The organism is Rhodococcus sp. OK611 (genome assembly GCF_003050885.1).
Taxonomy (GTDB): domain Bacteria; phylum Actinomycetota; class Actinomycetes; order Mycobacteriales; family Mycobacteriaceae; genus Rhodococcus_G; species Rhodococcus_G oryzae.
In genome coordinates this window covers 53,743-71,018 of the sequence record NZ_QAOZ01000021.1, presented here as the reverse complement: position 1 = coordinate 71,018, position 17,276 = coordinate 53,743, and the positions used below count along the sequence as shown (strand labels likewise).

At 69.6% G+C, this 17,276-nt stretch carries 13 protein-coding genes; 7 read left to right on the top strand and 6 right to left on the bottom strand.

Going from position 1 to position 17,276, the window contains the following annotated elements:
- Positions 1-184: 184 nt before the first annotated feature.
- The 3 genes from trmB to C8K38_RS23715 are packed head-to-tail and all read left to right on the top strand — an operon-like array spanning position 185 to position 4,301.
- Entirely contained in the window at positions 185-946 is a 762-nt protein-coding gene (gene trmB, locus C8K38_RS23725) for a tRNA (guanosine(46)-N7)-methyltransferase TrmB (protein WP_097213833.1), read from the top strand.
- Positions 943-1,662: an NYN domain-containing protein gene (locus C8K38_RS23720; RefSeq protein ID WP_097213832.1), complete on the top strand. Its 720-nt coding sequence runs from the start codon at positions 943-945 to the stop codon at positions 1,660-1,662. The genes trmB and C8K38_RS23720 overlap by 4 nt, the downstream gene beginning before the upstream one ends.
- Positions 1,662-4,301, top strand: coding sequence for an MMPL family transporter (locus C8K38_RS23715; protein ID WP_097213831.1), 2,640 nt, complete (start codon positions 1,662-1,664; stop codon positions 4,299-4,301). Before C8K38_RS23720 ends, C8K38_RS23715 begins: the two co-directional genes overlap by 1 nt.
- A 30-nt stretch (positions 4,302-4,331) precedes the next feature.
- Here the strand turns inward: C8K38_RS23715 and C8K38_RS23710 are convergent, their stop codons facing one another.
- The 5 genes from C8K38_RS23710 to C8K38_RS23690 form a co-directional block, all read right to left on the bottom strand.
- Positions 4,332-6,251 carry a DUF2339 domain-containing protein gene (locus tag C8K38_RS23710; RefSeq protein ID WP_097213830.1) on the bottom strand — a complete coding sequence of 640 codons (1,920 nt, stop codon included), beginning with the start codon at positions 6,249-6,251 and terminating at the stop codon, positions 4,332-4,334.
- A 98-nt stretch (positions 6,252-6,349) separates the two neighbouring features.
- Positions 6,350-7,021 (bottom strand): DUF1707 SHOCT-like domain-containing protein, encoded by a 672-nt coding sequence (locus C8K38_RS23705; protein ID WP_097213829.1) that lies wholly within the window; start codon positions 7,019-7,021, stop codon positions 6,350-6,352.
- 42 nt (positions 7,022-7,063) lie between these two features.
- On the bottom strand, positions 7,064-7,711 hold the full coding sequence (locus C8K38_RS23700; protein ID WP_097213828.1) for a response regulator: 648 nt from the start codon (positions 7,709-7,711) through the stop codon (positions 7,064-7,066).
- Entirely contained in the window at positions 7,711-8,904 is a 1,194-nt protein-coding gene (gene macS, locus C8K38_RS23695; RefSeq protein ID WP_097213878.1) for a MacS family sensor histidine kinase, read from the bottom strand. Before macS ends, C8K38_RS23700 begins: the two co-directional genes overlap by 1 nt.
- 44 nt (positions 8,905-8,948) lie before the next feature.
- A complete protein-coding gene (locus tag C8K38_RS23690) occupies positions 8,949-10,109 on the bottom strand; it encodes an AI-2E family transporter (RefSeq protein ID WP_097213827.1) in 1,161 nt (386 codons plus the stop codon).
- Between the two features lie 195 nt (positions 10,110-10,304).
- Here C8K38_RS23690 and C8K38_RS23685 point away from each other — a divergent pair, with 195 nt between their 5' ends.
- The 4 genes from C8K38_RS23685 (at position 10,305) to C8K38_RS23670 (ending at position 15,590) form a co-directional block, all read left to right on the top strand.
- A complete protein-coding gene (locus tag C8K38_RS23685) occupies positions 10,305-11,759 on the top strand; it encodes an adenylate/guanylate cyclase domain-containing protein (protein ID WP_097213826.1) in 1,455 nt (484 codons plus the stop codon).
- Positions 11,760-12,971 (top strand): lysylphosphatidylglycerol synthase transmembrane domain-containing protein, encoded by a 1,212-nt coding sequence (locus tag C8K38_RS23680; RefSeq protein ID WP_097213825.1) that lies wholly within the window; start codon positions 11,760-11,762, stop codon positions 12,969-12,971.
- Between the two features lie 209 nt (positions 12,972-13,180).
- Positions 13,181-14,878, top strand: a complete 1,698-nt coding sequence (locus C8K38_RS23675; RefSeq protein ID WP_097213824.1) for a 2-isopropylmalate synthase — start codon at positions 13,181-13,183, stop codon at positions 14,876-14,878.
- 160 nt (positions 14,879-15,038) lie between these two features.
- The gene (locus C8K38_RS23670) at positions 15,039-15,590 is read left to right on the top strand and encodes a YceI family protein (RefSeq protein ID WP_097213823.1); all 552 of its coding nucleotides are present in this window, start codon (positions 15,039-15,041) and stop codon (positions 15,588-15,590) included.
- A 70-nt stretch (positions 15,591-15,660) separates the two neighbouring features.
- Here C8K38_RS23670 and C8K38_RS23665 read toward each other — a convergent pair whose 3' ends face one another.
- A complete protein-coding gene (locus C8K38_RS23665) occupies positions 15,661-17,205 on the bottom strand; it encodes an FAD-binding protein (protein WP_097213822.1) in 1,545 nt (514 codons plus the stop codon).
- Positions 17,206-17,276 lie beyond the last annotated feature (71 nt).

Sequence of the window (17,276 nt, the reverse complement as noted above, 5' to 3'; positions counted from 1 at the left end):
CCTCCGTGGCCCGACGCACCACGAGGCCTGGAATTCGTCGATCACATCACCGAAACGCCAGGTCGCGACCTGTTCACCGGCGGCGGCCGCGGCGGCGCGACCCGCTTCCGGACCCCCACCCGGCGGTACCCGCCCGGGAAAGTCTCAACTTTCACTTCAGACCCACCTGCCACAACCCTCCGTCATGCGTGACAATGGTCGGGTGAATGACGCAAAATCCCGGGTGGCAGGGGCCACCGAACAGGGTTCCCGCCTGTACCCCCGGGTGACCAGTTTCCGCTCGCGCCGCGGCGCACTGACCGACCCTCAGCAGCAGACCTGGGACCGACTGTGGCCCGAGATCGGCGCCGATGTCTCCGACGCGCCGCTGGACGTCGCCGGGTGGTTCGGCCGCGAGGCCCCGACCATCGTGGAGATCGGCAGCGGCACCGGCACCGCGACCGCCGCCATGGCCAAGGCCGAGCCGCACGCGAACCTGATCGCGATCGAGGTGTACCGGCCCGGTCTCGCCCAGTTGCTGCAGGCGATCGAGCGGGATTCGATCCCCAACATCCGGGTGCTGCGCGGCGACGCCGTCGACGTGCTCGAGAACATGCTGGGACCGGAGTCGCTCACCGGCGTCCGGGTGTTCTTCCCTGACCCCTGGCCCAAGGCCCGCCACCACAAGCGCAGGCTCCTGCAGGGGCCGACGTTCAAGCTGATCGCGGAACGGCTGATGCCGGGCGGCGTGCTGCACGTCGCCACCGATCACGCCGAGTACGCCGAGTGGATCGCCGAGGCAGGCAATGCCGAACCGCTGCTGACGCCGCTCGACTGGGATGATCTCGCGCAGGGTCCGGCCGATTCGCCGATGACCCACGAACGACCGGTCACCAAATTCGAGAACAAGGCGCAGCAGGTGGGCCGACCCATCACAGAGCTGATCTGGGGAAAGGTTCGAGCATGAGTGTGAGCGAGCGGTTACCGGACACGACACCGACCGACGCCGTGGGGGCAAACTCACTCGCGGACGAGGCGCGTGAGGTACGGCACCAGAAGCGGGTGCTGCTGGTGTGGGACGCGCCGAACCTGGACATGGGCCTCGGCGCGATCCTCGGTGGCCGCCCCACCGCCGCCTACCGGCCACGATTCGACGCCCTCGGACGCTGGCTCCTCGGCAGGACCGCCGAGCTGTCCGGCACCAGCGGGGTGCGCCTCGAACCAGAGGCGACGGTGTTCACGAACATCGCCTCGGGCAGCGCCGATGTCGTCCGCCCGTGGGTCGAGGCCTTGCGTAATGTTGGTTTCGCGGTGTTCGCCAAGCCGAAGATCGATGAGGACAGCGATGTCGATGCCGACATGCTCGACCACATCGCCCTTCGCGCTCGGGACGGCGGGCTGGCCGGGATCATGGTCGCCTCCGCCGACGGTCAGGCCTTTCGCGAACCGTTGGAGGACATCGCTGCAACCGGTGTTCCGGTGCAGGTTCTTGGCTTCCGCGAACACGCGAGCTGGGCGGTCGCCTCGGAGATCCTCGAGTTCGTAGACCTCGAGGACATCCCCGGGGTGTTCCGCGAGCCGCTGCCGCGGGTGAGCCTGGAGTCCCTGCCCGACGAGGGTGCCTGGTTGCAGCCGTTCAGACCGCTGTCGGCCCTGCTCATCGGGCGTCAAGGAGTTCAATAGTGTTCGCCACCTGGGGCCGACTCGTCTACCGCCTCCGATTCGCCGTGATCGGAGCGATGGTCGGGCTGATGCTCGCCCTCGGCGCGTACGGCCTCGGGTTGGAGAACAATCTCAGCCAGAGCGGCTGGGACGACCCCGGTTCCGAATCGGTGGCGGCGGCCAAGCTGGCCGACGGCACCTTCGGACGCGACACCGTCGCCGACGTGATCCCCGTCTACACCGCGCCCGAGGGCAAGACCGTCGACGACCCGGCGTTCGGCGCGAAGATCACCAAGAGCCTGGACGAGCTGGCGGCGAACAACCCGGACGAGATCCTCAAGATCAACGCCAGCTACTGGTCGACCAAGATCGCCCTGATGGCCGATGCCTCGAAGGAACACGCGTTCGCCAGCGTCGCCATCAAGGGCGACAACGACACCGAGGTCGCCGGGAACTTCAAGAAGGTCCGCGACCAGTTCTACATCGATGGGGTCGACGTCCAGCTCACCGGACTGCAGCCGGTCACCGGCACGCTCAACGACACCATGGCCAACGACGTGCACCGCATGGAGATCCTGGCCATCCCCGCCGTCGGCGTCCTGCTCTTCTTCATCTTCGGCGGCGTCGTCGCCGCGGCGCTGCCACTGATCGTCGGCGGCCTGACCATCATCGCCGCCAACGGCGTGGTCAAACTGATCACCCACCTCACCGAGGTCAACGCCTTCGTTGTGCCGGTGGTCTCGCTGATCGGCCTCGGCCTGGCGATCGACTACGGGCTGTTCATGGTCAGCCGCTTCCGCGAGGAGATCGCCGAGGGCTACAGCACCGGCGACGCCGTGCGGCGAACCGTCATGACCGCCGGGCGCACCGTGATCTTCTCGGCGACGATGATCGTCGCCAGCCTCGGCGGCCTGCTGATCTTCCCGCAGGGCTTCCTCAAGTCGGTCGCGTACGGCGCCATCGCGGCCGTCATCCTGGCCGCGGTGATCTCGGTGACGGTGCTGCCCGCGATCCTCGCCATTCTCGGTCGCCGGGTGGACGCGCTCGGACTGAAGTTCATGCGCAAGACCAAGACCACCGACGAGATCGAGAACAGTGTCTGGGGCCGGCTGACCCAGTGGGTGATGAAGCACCCGCTCAAGGTGACCATCCCGATCGTGATCGGCCTGCTGCTGCTCACCATCCCGATCTCGAACATCAAGTTCGGCGGCATCAACGAGACCTACCTTCCCCCGGACAACCCGACCCGCGTCGCGCAGGGCGAGTTCAACGAGCTGTTCCCCAACTCCCGTTCCGAGCCGGTCAAACTGGTGCTCGACGGCGCCCAGGGCGCAGAGATCACCCAGATCGTCAAGGAAGCCAACGGAGCGCCCGGTCTGGTCGAGAAGTTCACGATCAACAACCCGACCAAGGACGGGGTGACCGTCTTCAAGGCCGGCCTTGTCGACCGCAACGACTCCGAGGCGACGATCGACTACCTCCGGGCCATGGACGTGCCCGACGGGGTGACCATGCTGGTCGGCGGCACCCCCGCGATCGAGCAGGACTCGATCGCCGCGCTGCTGGACAACCTGCCGCTGATGATCACCATGGTGGTCCTACTGACCACCCTGCTGATGTTCCTGGCCTTCGGATCGCTGGTACTGCCGATCAAGGCCGTGCTGATGACCGCGCTTGGCCTCGGCGCCACCCTCGGCATCCTGACGTGGATCTTCATCGACGGAAACGGCGCAGGGCTGCTCAACTTCACGCCGGGACCGATCATGTCGCCGGTCCTGGTGCTGATCATGGCCATCATCTACGGCCTGTCCACCGACTACGAGGTGTTCCTGCTGTCCCGGATGGTGGAGGCGAGGGCACAGGGCGCCAGCACCACCGAGTCCGTCCGGGTCGGCACCGCGCACACCGGCCGCATCATCTCCGCGGCCGCGCTGATCCTCATCGTCGTCACCGGCGCGTTCGCCTTCTCCGAACTGGTGATGATGAAGTACATCGCCTACGGCATGATCGCCGCGCTCGTCATCGACGCCACCCTGATCCGGATGTTCCTGGTGCCCGCGACCATGAAGCTGCTCGGCGACGACTGCTGGTGGGCGCCCGCCTGGATGAAGCGCATCCAGGAGAAGCTGGGCCTGGGCGAGCCGGTTCTCGAGGACGAGCGGATGCCGTCCGACGTCCCGGTGATCGTGACTCCCCCGATGCCCGTCCCGGTCGAGCCGCGGCCCGCGAATCCCGTCCCGCTCACCAGGGCCGCGGTCGAGCAGGTCCTGCCCGCGCGCACCGCGGCTCCCACCGCGATCGCCGAGCACGAGGCGCCACTGTCGGAACCTCTGACCGAGCCGATCCCCCGGGCACACCCGCCCGTCGTCGCGCCGGAGCAGGCCCCGCGTCGGGCACCCGCCCCGCCACAGTCGAGCAGAGTTGCACCCGCCCCGGCGCAGGCGGAGCGAGACTCCCGTCCGATCGAGAGCTGGTTGGCCGAGCTGAAGGTGCCGCGGCCGCCGCAGGCGGCTCCTCCGATGACGGCTCCGATGCAGACAAACGGCTCGGACGAGTCCGCGGACGCGGACGCGGACGAGGATCAGGGCAGGCACCGGCACTCGGCCGGCTCGCCGACGGTGAGCGTCAGCGAGCTGCTCGCCCGCCACCAGGAGGACTGAGGGCGGGGCGAGCAGCCAACGGTCGGGTGGCTATGTCTGCACCCGACCGCGCTGTGCGCCCTCGGCGAAGGCCCGGGCGTACCGGGTCCCCGCCGCCAGCAGCAACAGCCCGACCCCGATGAACGCCAGCACGCGGAACATCCCGTCCAGCGTCGCCAGGTCGAACAGGAAGAGCTTGGCCAGGGCCGCGAAGGTCAGGGTCAGGCCCGCACCGAGCGCGAGATGCGCCCGCTCCTGGTGCGCGAGCCCCCACCGCAGCGACACCGTCGCGAGCATCATCGCGACGAGGGTGGCCGCGCAGTGTCCGGCGATGAAGCCCCGGTCGGCACCCAGCACCGCGACGCCGGTGGCCACCACCGCCGCGGTGCCCGCGTAGAGGGCGCCGATTCCGGCCGCGACCCAGGCCGCATCGGCCCGCCGATCCTCGAGCAGACCCATCGAGTGCGCCTGCCCGACAACGAGAACCACCAGAGCAGCCAGCATCGACCCGGACGCGATGACGGCGAGCGAGCCGACCGAGCCGGCCTGGTTCACCAGCGCCTCCGGTGGGGCGGCGTCGAGGAACAGCAGCGCGCCGATCGACCCGAACCCGATCCCGGCGCAGTAGGCGATCCGGGAACGAGCCTGACCGGCGACCGCGACCAGTCCGAGCGCCACCGCGAGCAGCACCACCGGGAGCGCGTCCCGGGGGCTGGCACCGGCGCTCGCCTGCAGCACCGCCAGGGACGCGACCGCCGCAACGGCGACCCGGGTGTGCCCGGGCAACGGGCGCACCAACGCCGATACGGTGAGCAGCCCGGCCGCGAGCCCGCACTGCAGCGCCACCTCCGTCCAGCGGCCCGCGACGCCGCCCGAGAACAGCAGCGGCAACGTCGACAGCGCGAGCATCACCGTCGCGGTGACGTCAGAGGTGTTGCGACGCACCAGTACCAGCGCCGATCCGACACCGACCACGGCGACCACCACCGCAAGGGCCAGCAGCGCCACCGCGACCGGGCGGTGCCCGCCGGACCACGGCGAGGCCCCGCTCCAGCTGGCATCGGCGAGCGCGATCAGCATTGCGAGTACCACCGGAATCGTCCGTGCCGCATGCAGATACGGCCAGTCCCTGCCGAGCTGGGGCGGGAACGCGGCGACCTGGAGCAGAACAAGGAAGACGAGCAGGGAGACGGTGAGTCCGTCCGCCAGGGCCGGGGCGAGCACCGCCACCGCGACCACGATGAGCGCGGCCAGCGGTTGCGACTGCCAGCGCGTCGCCAGCGTCATTCCGCCCGCGGCGATCCCGAAGGCGACCGCGAGGCCGACGACGGGCGGCAGCCAGCCGTAGTACGAGGTCGCGGCGACCACGTCCAGGTAGCCACCCGCGACGCCGGTACCGACCAGGGCGAGGCCGCCGACGCGTCCGCCGGGGCGCCCGAACACGCGGATGCCCGCCGCGACCAGGGCCACCGAGAACACGGCACCGGCACTCACCCGGGCCACCGGGCCGAAGAACCCGGCCTGCGCGGCGAGCACCAGCAGCATCAGCACGCCGATCAGGGTCACCGCCGCGCCCGCGACGGCGAGCACCCGGCTGACCATGCCGTCACGCTGCCACCACGGCTCGCGGGGCTCTCGCCGGGCGGCCTGCGGGCGAACCGGCGGCCACTGGGCGGGTTGCGCGAAGACCGGCGGCACGGCCTGCGGCGCAGGCGGTGCCGGTGTCGTCGGCCACTGGACCTGCGGCTGCGGAACCGGGGGCTGCGCCGCGTAGACCGGCGGCGGCGCGGACGCGGGCGCCTGCGGCGCCGGCTGGGGCGCGGGGATCTCGAGCTGCGACCGGAGCCGCGTCAGATCCGCGGCGACACCGCGCATGTGCAGCCCGAGCGCGTCGAACTCACCGGACAGCCGCGCGACCAACTGCGGATCGATCTGGGGGCTTACGACAGAATTGCCTTCGAGATTGACCATGCATCAACAATCGGCGCGCGGGCCGCCGTTGACATGAGTAGTCCTACCCAATCGGAATGGGGGGTTTTGCGCGGGATCCACATGGGGCCCCTCGGGAGTCAGCCGAGCATCCGCTTCCAGGTGGTGCCGAACGGGTGCTTGGCGGTCAGCGAGCCGAACCGGACCTTCCCCCGCACCACGACGTGCAGCGGGCCGATCGGGGGACCGGTGCGGACCTTGTTGGTGGCGCTGCCCGCGACCGTCTCGACGGCATTGAGGTCGACGGTGGCCTCCGGCGGGACGACGATCGAGATGGAGCTGAAGTAGTCCGACACGACGATCTCCACGACCTGACTGGTCATGATCGCCTCGGTGAAGTCCAGGGTGACGTCAGACATCATGCTGTCCACGTGAAGCGTCGGGGACACCTGCCACGGTCCCTGGCGTTTCACCGTCGACATCCGTCCGCGCACCACGCCGCCCTGGTGCCCGACTGTTCCCCGGTACGGCTCGGCGGGGGCGAAGTGCGGCTGCGGCTGGGGATGCGGCTGCGCGTACGGGGCGGGCTGGGGGTAGGGCGCGGCCTGCGGCGCGTGCTCCCCCACGAGCTGTATCCCGGGCAGGTCGACGAGCACCGCGTTCAGTTCGCCCCTCGTCTTCGCGGCGAGCGTGGTGTCCATGCGTTCGGTGAACTCACCGAGCGAGAGCATCCCCTGCCCGACCGCACGCTGGAGCAACTGCCCGACGTGTTCGCGTTCCGCATCGGATACCCGCAGATTCCTCGCATCCATGTCGCCAGGATATGCGGCGCCGCCGCCGGGCGTGAAGCGGCTCTACAGCCCGCGTTCGATGGCGTACCGGGTCAGCTCGACGCGGTTCGCGAGCTGGAGCTTGCGGAGCGTGGCCTGGACGTGGTTCTCGACCGTCCGGTGACTGAGCGTGAGTCGAGTGGCGATCTGCTTGGCGCTCAGTCCCTTTGCCACCAACCGCAACACCTCCGTCTCGCGCTCGGTGAGCCGGGGCACCTCAGGGGCGCGGTCATCGGAGGGACCGGATGCGATGCGCCGGTACTCGCCGAGCACCAGCCCCGCCAGGCCAGGGGTGAACACCGCCTGGCCCGCGGCGGTGGCCCGAACGGCGTCCACCAATTCGGCGGCCGAGGCGCTCTTGACCAGGTATCCGGTGGCCCCGGCCTTGATCGCCTCGAGCACGTCCTCACGCTCCGCCGACGCCGACAACACCAGCACGGTCGAGTCCGGCGAGGCCGCCAGTACCGCGGCCGTGGCCTGCGCCCCGTTTCCGTCGGGCAGCTGCATGTCCATCAGGACCACGGCTGGCCGGACCGCCGCGGCGCGCGTGCGCGCCGCCGTCACACCGTCCGCGGTGGCCACCACCGCAAAGCCGGCCGCCTCGAGATCGCGGGCAACCCCGTCCCGCCACATGGGGTGGTCATCGACCACCATGACCGTCAGCGGCTCCATCACGCTCTCCCCTTCCCCGACGCCTGCTTGCGCACCCTGATCTCCCATTCGACACCCTCGCCAGGGGTGTTTTCCAGCGTCGCGGCGCCGCCGAGGTCCGCGACCCGGCCGAGGATGGAGCGCGACACCCCCATTCGCCCCTCCGCTTCGGCCTCGGCGAGCCGACCGGGGGCGAACCCGACGCCGTCGTCGCGCACGGAGACGATCACCTCCTCGCCGAGGTCCTCCAGCAGCACATAGGCTTTCGCGCCCCCGCCTGCGTGGAGCTCGACGTTCGACAGGGCCGTCCGCACCACGGCCGCGACCTCCGCGGCCCGCTCCCGCGCCATCAGGACGGGGACGGCAGGCGCCGACACCCACACCGTGGTGCTGGCCTCGCCGCGCAGCAGCGGTCGCAGGTCCACGTCACCGTCGCTGTGCTGGGGGTACCTCCCGCTTGCGGGGGACGGTACCGCCTGCTCCGAGATCAGCTCCCGCAGCGCCACCTCCTGCTCACCCGCCAGCGTCGCCAATTCCAGTGTCGGGCCACCGATCTCGGTGCCGCGACGGCGGACGTACGCGAGCACCTGCAACACCCCGTCGTGAACCTCGCGTCCGAGCCGCTCCCTCGCCTCCGCGGCGGCGGTCAGCCGCGCGGCACGCTCGAGCTGCGCGTGCGAACGGCGCGCGGTGTTGGCGGCCAGCCCGAGCGCGAGCCCCACCGAGATCAGGATCGGTGCGGTGGCGTCGCGCCACAGGTCGAGATGGATCTGGCCCCGGACCAGCGCGCTGGCCACCGAGATCGCCGCCCCGGACGCGACCCCGAGCCATGGCCCACCGAGGATCGCCGCGGAGATCACCGCGTTCGTGGCCCACAACGTGGTGGGCAGCGTCTGATGCGTGGAGTACCAGTCCTGATCGGACACCAGCCGGGTCGAGGCCATCAGCGCCACGACCACCACCTGGTCGGCGGCGACCAACCACCGACGCGCCGCCGTGTTCCTGGACAGCCCGACCGCCGCGAGGCCCGACCACACCGCCATGAGCGCGACCATGACCCAGCTCAGCGTCGGCCGCGTGTAGTCCGATACCGACGCGACCTGATAGCTGACCGCGTACACCAGCGTGGCCAACCGGAACACCTGCGCGGCCCGCCACAGCGGCTCGGTGGCCCGTGAGTCTTTCCGGTCCTCCTGCGGGCCGAGAAGACTCACGGCGGCGGTGCCGCCCCGACTCACGGCGGCGGTGCCGCCCCGACTCACGGCCACTCGTCCGGGGTCGCCGGGAAGAGCGGAATCCGCGGGTCGGCGACCTCCACCTCGTCCGGCACCTCCTCCTGATCGGAGGCGAGCAGCGAGCGGATCGCGGTGTTGAGCACCGCGACGATCGGCACCGCGAGCAGACCGCCGACGATCCCGGCGAGCACGATGCCGGTGGTGATCGCCAGCACCACCGCGAGCGGGTGCAGCCGGACCGCGCGCCCGAGCAGCAACGGCTGCAGCACGTGCCCCTCGAGCTGCATGATCCCGATGATGATGCCAAGGGTGATCAGGGCGGTGATCAGTCCCTTCGTGACCAGCGCGACGAGCACCGCGACAAAGCCCGTGACGAAGGCGCCGACGATCGGGATGAACGCGCCGACGAAGACCAGCGAGGCCAGCGGCAGCGCCAGCGGCACCCCGAGGATCGCCAGCCCGACCCCGATCCCCACCGCGTCGGCCGCCGCGACCACGACGGTGGCCCGGACGTACCCGACGAGGGAGCCGAAGCCCTGGCTGCCCGCCAGCCGGACCCGCTCGCGCGAGGCGGTCGGGACCACCCGGGTGACGAACTCCCAGATCTGCTCGCCGCCGTACAGGAAGAAGATGACCGTGAACAGCGTCAGCGCGGCGCCGGTGAACAGCTCCCCGATCACCTTGCCGGTGGTCAGCGCGCCGCTGGTCACCGCCTCCTTGTTGTCCTGGATCGACTTGACCACCGAATCGCCGGCCTGCCGGATCTGGTCCTCGGAGAAGTGGAACGGGCCCGCGGTCAGCCAATCCTGGATCTGATCGATGGACTGGGTGAACTGGTCGGTCAGCTCCGGAAGGCCTGCGATGAACTGCTCGACGACGAAGGTCATGATCCCGGCGACGACACCGATCGCGACGACGAGCACCACCACCACGCCCGCCGATCGCGGCACTCCCCTGTGCTGCATCCAGTCCACCAGCGGGTAGAGCAGGGCGGCGGCCAGCAGCGCCAGACCGACGGGGATGAGCACCGTGTCCAGTTTGCTGATCAGGTAGCCGAGGGTGACCAGCCCGGCGAAGAGGACGAGCAACCGCCACGTCCATTCGGCGCCCACCCGCACGATGGGGTGCACCGCCCTGGCGTCACCGTAGGGCGGCGGATCCGATCGCGGCTCGTTCGCGCTCACCCCGGCGAGCCTATCGGCCGATGGGGCGTTGTGCGGGAGGCGGAGATCGGCGCGGCAGGGCGGGCGGTGAGGTCCAGGTCACGCCACGTCGACGCGGTGCGCTCGGCACCGGCACCGCACGACTAAGTTGGTCCTGTGCTGGCATCCTCCTATCGAGCGGTCGCGCTGACCATGCGTAGTCGATGGCCGCTCTACATGGGCTCGATGATCCTGGCCAACTTCTTCGGCGCGGTCCTCGTGCTGGCCTTCATCCGGTACGGCCTGCCCATCTCGGAGTCGCAGGCGATCATCGCGGATCGGGTCCGCAACGTCGTCATCTTCGGCATCTACCTGTTCTTCGCCGGGATCGTCAGCCTCGGCGCGGCCGCGATGATGCTGCGGTCGGTGATCCGCTGGCAGCTGCGAGGGGGTCCGCCGACCCGCGGCGAGCAGATGTCCGCACTGCACGCCCCGCTACGCCAGGCGATCGTGCACCTGATCCTCTGGGTCGTCGGTGGCGTGCTGTTCGTCTTCCTCACCGTCTGGGAGATGCCCGAGCTCGCCGTCGCGGTGATCGTGACCGTGTGCATGGCGGCGACCACCACCTTCGGGTTCACCTACATGCTCGGCGAGCGGATCCTCCGGCCGGTCGCGGCAAAGGCACTGAGCGAGGGGCAATTCGACCGCCTCCTTGCACCTGGCGTCGGGCCCCGGATGGCGATGACCTGGGGTCTGGGCACCCTGATGCCGGTGATCGGGATCATCCTGCTGTGCGCCACCCAGCTGAGCACCGACCTCCAGTTCTCGACCAACGCGCTGGCCATCGCGATCATCTTGCTGTCCGGACTGGCCATCACCACCGCGTTCTCCCTCTCGATGCTCACCGCCAGCCAGATCTCGGATCCGATCCGGCAGCTCCGCAGGGCCATCGAGCGGGTGCAGCGCGGGGCCACCGATGTCCAGGTGGAGGTGTTCGACGGCAGCGAGATCGGCCGGCTGCAGGTCGGGTTCAACCGGATGATGAAGGACGCGGGCGAGCGCAAGCTGCTCCGCGAGCTGTTCGGCCAGCACGTCGGGGAGGACGTGGCGCGCCGGGCGCTGCAGTTCGGTACGGAGCTGGGCGGCGAGACCCGGTTCGTGGCCGTGCTGTTCGTGGACATGGTCGGCTCGACGGGCGCGGCGGCCGAACAGCCCCCCGGCGAGGTGGTCCGGCTGCTCAACGAGTTCTTCCGGGTGGTCGTCGACGTCGTCGACCAGCACCACGGATTCGTCAACAAGTTCATGGGCGACGCCGCGCTTGCCATCTTCGGTGCGCCTCTCGACCGGCCGGACGCACCGTCCGCGGCGCTGGCCGCGGCGAGGGAGTTGCGGTTCGCGCTCAACGACATCACCGGACTCGACATCGGCATCGGCGTGTCGGCGGGCCTGGCGGTGGCCGGGAACATCGGCGCCGCCGAGCGTTTCGAGTACACCGTGATCGGCGACCCGGTCAACGAGGCGTCGCGGCTGACCGAGCTGGCCAAGCTGCGGCCGAGCCGGGTACTGGCCTCGACCAGCGCACTGTATTTCGCCGACGACGAGGAACAGGCCGAGTGGGAGCTGGGCGATCAGGTACAGCTGCGCGGCCGCAACCGGGTCACCCACCTCGCCTGGCCGGTCCAGTATCCCTAGATGAGTGAAGTGCTTGGTTACGCTGGGCAGGTGGTAGCGCCGCAGCCCGACCGGAGCGAGGTCGTCCCCCACACATCGGAGGGGTCGACACCCGATCGCCCGCGCGGGCGGTTCTGGTGGGTCAAGTGGGTGGCGGGCGTGCTGCTCGTCGCCCTGCTCGTCGCCGAGGGCGTGTACCTGTGGCCGCGCCTGCACGAATCCTGGATCGCACTCTCCGAGATCCACTGGGGCTGGCTGGCCGCGTGCATCCTCGCGCAGGCCGTCTCGCTCAGTGGCTACGGACGCGTTCAGAAGCAACTGCTCCGGGCAGGCGGGGTGGCCGTCAGCCAGCGCAAGTCGGTCTCGGTGGTCTACGCCTCCACTGCTATGGCGGTGACGCTGCCCGCCGGTCAGGTCTTCTCGACGGCGTTCACCTACCGGGAAACCCGGCGGTGGGGCGCCAGCCCCGTCGTGGCGTCCTGGCAACTGGCGATCTCCGGGGTGATCGCGGGGATCGGGCTGGCGCTGATCGGGGTCGGGGGCGCGCTGCTGGTCGGCGGGTCGGTCAGTCCCTTCACACTGACCTTCTCCATCGCAGGCCTGATCGCGCTGATCTTCGCCGTCCGCTACGTCTCCGCGCATCCGAACTCCATCGAGGCCGCAGTCCGCTGGGCGCTCGTGCGCGTGAACGCGATGCGCAACAAGCCGGCCGACACCGGGATGTCCACGGTGCGGGAGATGCTCCAACAGCTCGAGTCGGTGCAGCTGGGCAAACGGGACGGCGCGATCACCCTCGGCTGGTCCGCGGTGCACCGCGTCGCGGACATCGCCTGTCTCGCCGCGGCCTGCTACGCGATCGGTGCCGACCCCGCCCTGTCCGGGCTGCTGATCGCCTTCGCGGCGGGCAAGGCGGTCGCGACCATCCCGCTCGCGCCGGGCGGCCTGGTGTTCGTCGACGCCACCCTGATCGCCACCCTCACCACCGCGGCCGGCATCAGCGCCTCGCAGGCCGTGGCGGCCGCCTTCGTGTACCGCGGGGTTAGCTTCATCCTTGTCGCGATGGTCGGCTGGATCGTCTTCCTCTTCCTCTTCCGCCGCCATCAGCACGAGGATCTGGAGTTCGATGTCGAGCTCGAACGCAGCGAACAGCGGGCGCTGCACGAGCCGCCTGCCGTCGAGATCGAGGGACTCGAGAGCCCGAAGGGCGAGCGGCAACGCCGGGAAAACAACTGATCAGCGGGTAGATCGAGCGCACTCATGCCGCGGGGGTGCCCATTACCCGAATCGGGCAATTGCCTTCTCCGCCGTGGCCGATCTCACATAGCCTAACTCTCATGCCATGTACGGGCGACACGCCGTGAGCCGCGGAGAGAATTGATCAGGCCCCTCTCCACCGCGGGATTCGAGTATGTCGACCGCCTCCTCTCACCCAAGGAGCCGACATGAAGTGGAATCGCCAAGTCCCGTCCGGTATGCCCTCGCACCGCTATCGGTCGCATTACGACCGGGTGCCGACGCCACCGGACGACGGCATCGGGCGTCAGTGGCCGTCCAACCGCCTCACCGAGGCACCGCTGTGGGCGCCAGTCGACCTACGGGACGGGAACCAGGCCCTTCCCGAACCGATGGACACCGCCCGCAAGCGGTTGATGTTCGAGCAGCTGGTCCGGATGGGCTACAAGGAGATCGAGTGCGGCTACCCGGCGTCCAGCCAGGCCGAGTTCGACTTCACCCGCGACCTGGTCACCTTCGACCTGGTGCCGGACGACGTCACCGTCGTGGCGTTCACCGCCGCGCGGCCCGACCTCATCGATCGAACCTTCGAGTCGGTGCGCGGCCTCGCCAATGTGGTGCTCCACGTCTACGTGCCCACCGCCCCGATGTGGCGATCCATGGTGCTGGGCCAGGACCGGAAGGAGTTGCTCGCCCACATCCTGAAGTCGGTGGAGTACGTGGCCCGCATCGGCGACACCATTCCTGGCATGCGGTACCAGTTCGCCCCCGAGGTGTTCAACCTGACCGAACCGGACTTCGTCCTCGAGATCTGCAACAGCATCACCGAGGTCTGGGATGCCAGCCCGGACCGGCCGGTCTCCCACAACTTCCCGACCACCGTCGAGACGGCAACGCCGAACGTCTTCGCCGACCAGATCGAGTACATGCACCGGCACCTCGACCGCCGTGAGTCGGTGATCCTGTCGGTCCACACGCACAACGACCGGGGCACCGGCGTCGCGTCATCGGAGTTGGCGATGCTCGCGGGCGCACAGCGCGTGGAGGGCTGTCTGTTCGGCAACGGTGAACGGACCGGGAACGTGGACCTCGTGACGCTCGGGCTGAACCTGCACTCGCAGGGCATCGACCCGATGATCGACTTCTCCGATCTCGACGCGGTGCGGCGAACGGCGGAGCACTGCAACAGGATCGATGTCCACCCGCGCCACCCGTACGTGGGCGACCTGGTGTTCACGGCGTTCTCGGGTACCCATCAGGACGCGATCAAGAAGGGGTTCACCAAACACAACGCGACGGCGAAGGCGGCCGGAGTGGAGCCCGTGCAGCAGCCGTGGGAGATGCCTTACCTGCCAATCGATCCCGCCGACATCGGCCGCGACTACGAGGCGATCATCCGGGTGAACAGTCAGTCCGGCAAGGGCGGCGTCGCGTACCTGCTGCAGACCGGCTACGGGCTCGACCTGCCGCGCGCCCTGCAGATCGACTTCGCGCGACGGGTGCAGCACACCACCGACGACGGCGGCGGTGAGGTGACCGCCGAGGAGCTGTGGAAGCTGCTGACGGCCGAGTACGCCCACCACGGCGCCCTCGACAAGTGGTCGCTCGAACACCTCGGGAACGGCGACCACCTGACGGTCCGCGCGACGCTCGGCGATGTGCAGGTCAGCGGAGAGGCCTCGGCAAGTGGGCCGGTCGAGGCACTCACCCTGATCCTGGCCGACCACGGCTGCCCGGTGGAGGTGCTCGCGATGTCGCTGCAGTCGGTCGCCGAGGGCGCAGGCGGGCAGGCCATAACCTTCGCCCAGTGCCGGATGAACGGCAAGACGCAGTGGGGCATGGGCATCGAGTCGTCTGTCACGGCGTCGGCACTGCGGGCGGTGCTGGCCGCGGCGACGCTCGACTGATCCCTGGTGCTCATCGGGTGATCCCAGGAGGACCGCCGGCCGATTCCCTCGGCCGGCGGTTCTGTGTGGTGCAGGTCACATTGACTCGGAAATATTCGCGGCCGTGGCATCGTTGGACGGGGCACATGCTTGAAATTTGAACTACTTACGAGGAGTCCACATGACCACCGCCATCGCCCTCCCCACCCTGACCACCGGCACCTGGGCCATCGACCCGAGCCACTCCACCGTCGGCTTCTCCGTCCGGCACCTGATGGTCAGCAAGGTCCGCGGACGCTTCCAGGAGTTCTCGGGCGCCATCACCGTCGCCGAGGACGGCGCCCCGTCGGTCACCGCCGAGATCCAGGTCGCCTCCATCACCACCGACAACGAGCAGCGCGACAACCACCTGCGCGCGGCCGACTTCTTCGACGCCGAGCAGTTCCCGACCGCCACCTTCACCTCCACCGGCGTGCGCGCCAAGGGCGAGGACTTCGTGGTCGACGGCGATTTCACCCTGCACGGCGTGACCCGCCCGGTCGAGCTCAAGCTCGAGTTCAACGGCGTCAACCCGGGCATGGGCCACGGACCGGTCGCCGGCTTCGAGGCCAGCACCGTCATCAACCGCAGGGACTTCGGCATCAGCATCGACATGCCGCTCGAGGGCGGCGGCGCCGTTGTGGGCGACAAGATCACCATCACCCTGGAGATCGAGGCCGGCCTGCAGGCCTGATCCCCCACGCGCAACAACGCCCCCGTCGCGACCCACCTCCTGGGGTCGCGACGGGGGCGTTCTCGAGTGGTTAGCTGCCCGCTGCCATGTCGAGCACGGCGAGGTGGCTGAACAGCATGCTGGTACCGATCGGGTTGCCGCCACCGGGGTAGACGGTGCCGCTCGGCGCGGCCATCGTGTTGCCCGCGGCGTACAGGCCGGCGATCGGGTTGCCCGACTGGTCGAGCACCCGCGCCGCGGTGTCGGTGCGCAGCCCGCCCTTGGTGCCGAGGTCGGAGATGCCGAACGCGGCCGCATGGAACGGCCCCTGATCGATCGTGACCAGCGGCGGCTCGCCGCCCGAGAACGCCCGGTCGTAGGCCTCGTCGCCGCGGCCGAAGTCCTCGTCGACGCCCTTGGGTACGAACTCGTTGAACCGCGCGACGGTGGCGGCCAGGTTCTCGGCGGGGACGCCGATCTTCTCGGCGAGCTCCTCGAGGGTGTCAGCGGTGTGCCACAGGCCCGCCGCCTGGTACTTCTCCGCCTCGACCATGGAGACGTTGGTGGCCTTGACCGGAGGAACCTCACCCTCCTTGTTGTCGTAGACCATCCAATACGGCAGCGTGACCGTGCCGTCCTCGAGCTGCCGGATCACGTCGCGACCGAGGCGGTCGTACGGCGCGGACTCGTTGACGAACCGCTTACCGTCCTGGTTGACGAAGATGCCGCCGGTGAACCACAGCGCGAACGCGGAGCGGCCATCCGGGTGGGTCATGCCCGGCGACCACCAGGCCTCGCCCATCAGGTCGGTGTCGGCGCCTGCCGCGATGCCGGCCTCGTGTGCCTTGCCCAGGTTGGCCCACGGGCCCATCGTGTCGCGGGCCTCACCGGGCACCCCGAACTTCTGCCGCAGCTCGTCGTTGCCCTCGAAGCCGCCGGCCGCGAGCACGACACCCTTGCGGGTGCGGATCGCGACGCGCTCGCCGTCGCGCTCGACGATTCCGCCGACCACGGCGCCGTCCTCGACCACCAGCTCGACCAGCGTGGTGTTCAGGTTCAGGGTGGCGTTCGGGTACTTCTCGATGGCCTTGAGGAACCGGGCGATCAGCGCGCGGCCGCCGATGAAGTAGTCGTCGGGCGCGGGGGTGCCGAGCCGGTCGACGTCCAGCGGTCCGCGGACCAGCTCGCGCAGCTCGGGGGCCTCCGACACCGGCAGCACCGACGGCATGGTGTGCCGCTGGCCGTCGAGGCGGGCCTTGGGGGCCTTGCCGAAGTAGTCGGGCCACGGCAGCATCTCGAACTTGAGGTTCTCGTCCTGCTCCAGGTACTCGATGAGCGGGCCGCCGCCGCGGACGTACGCGTCCTGCAGGTCACGAGGGGTGCGATCGCCGACGACTGCGTGGTAGTACTCGAGCGCGTCGTCGATGGTGTCGTCGGTGCCCGCGCGCCTGAGCACCGGGTTGCACGGGAACCACACCCCGCCGCCGCCGGAGTACGCCGTGGTGCCGCCGAACTTGTCGGTTGCCTCCACCAGGATCACGTCCAGGCCCTCGCGGGCCGCGGTGTAGGCGCCGGTGACGCCGCCGCCACCCGACCCGACCACCAGCACGTCACACGTCTCGTTCCACTGAACCATTCTCTGCACCTCTCACACCGCCGCCCGCCAGGGCGGCATTCGTCGGCTCGACCGGACCGTCTTGGTATGCC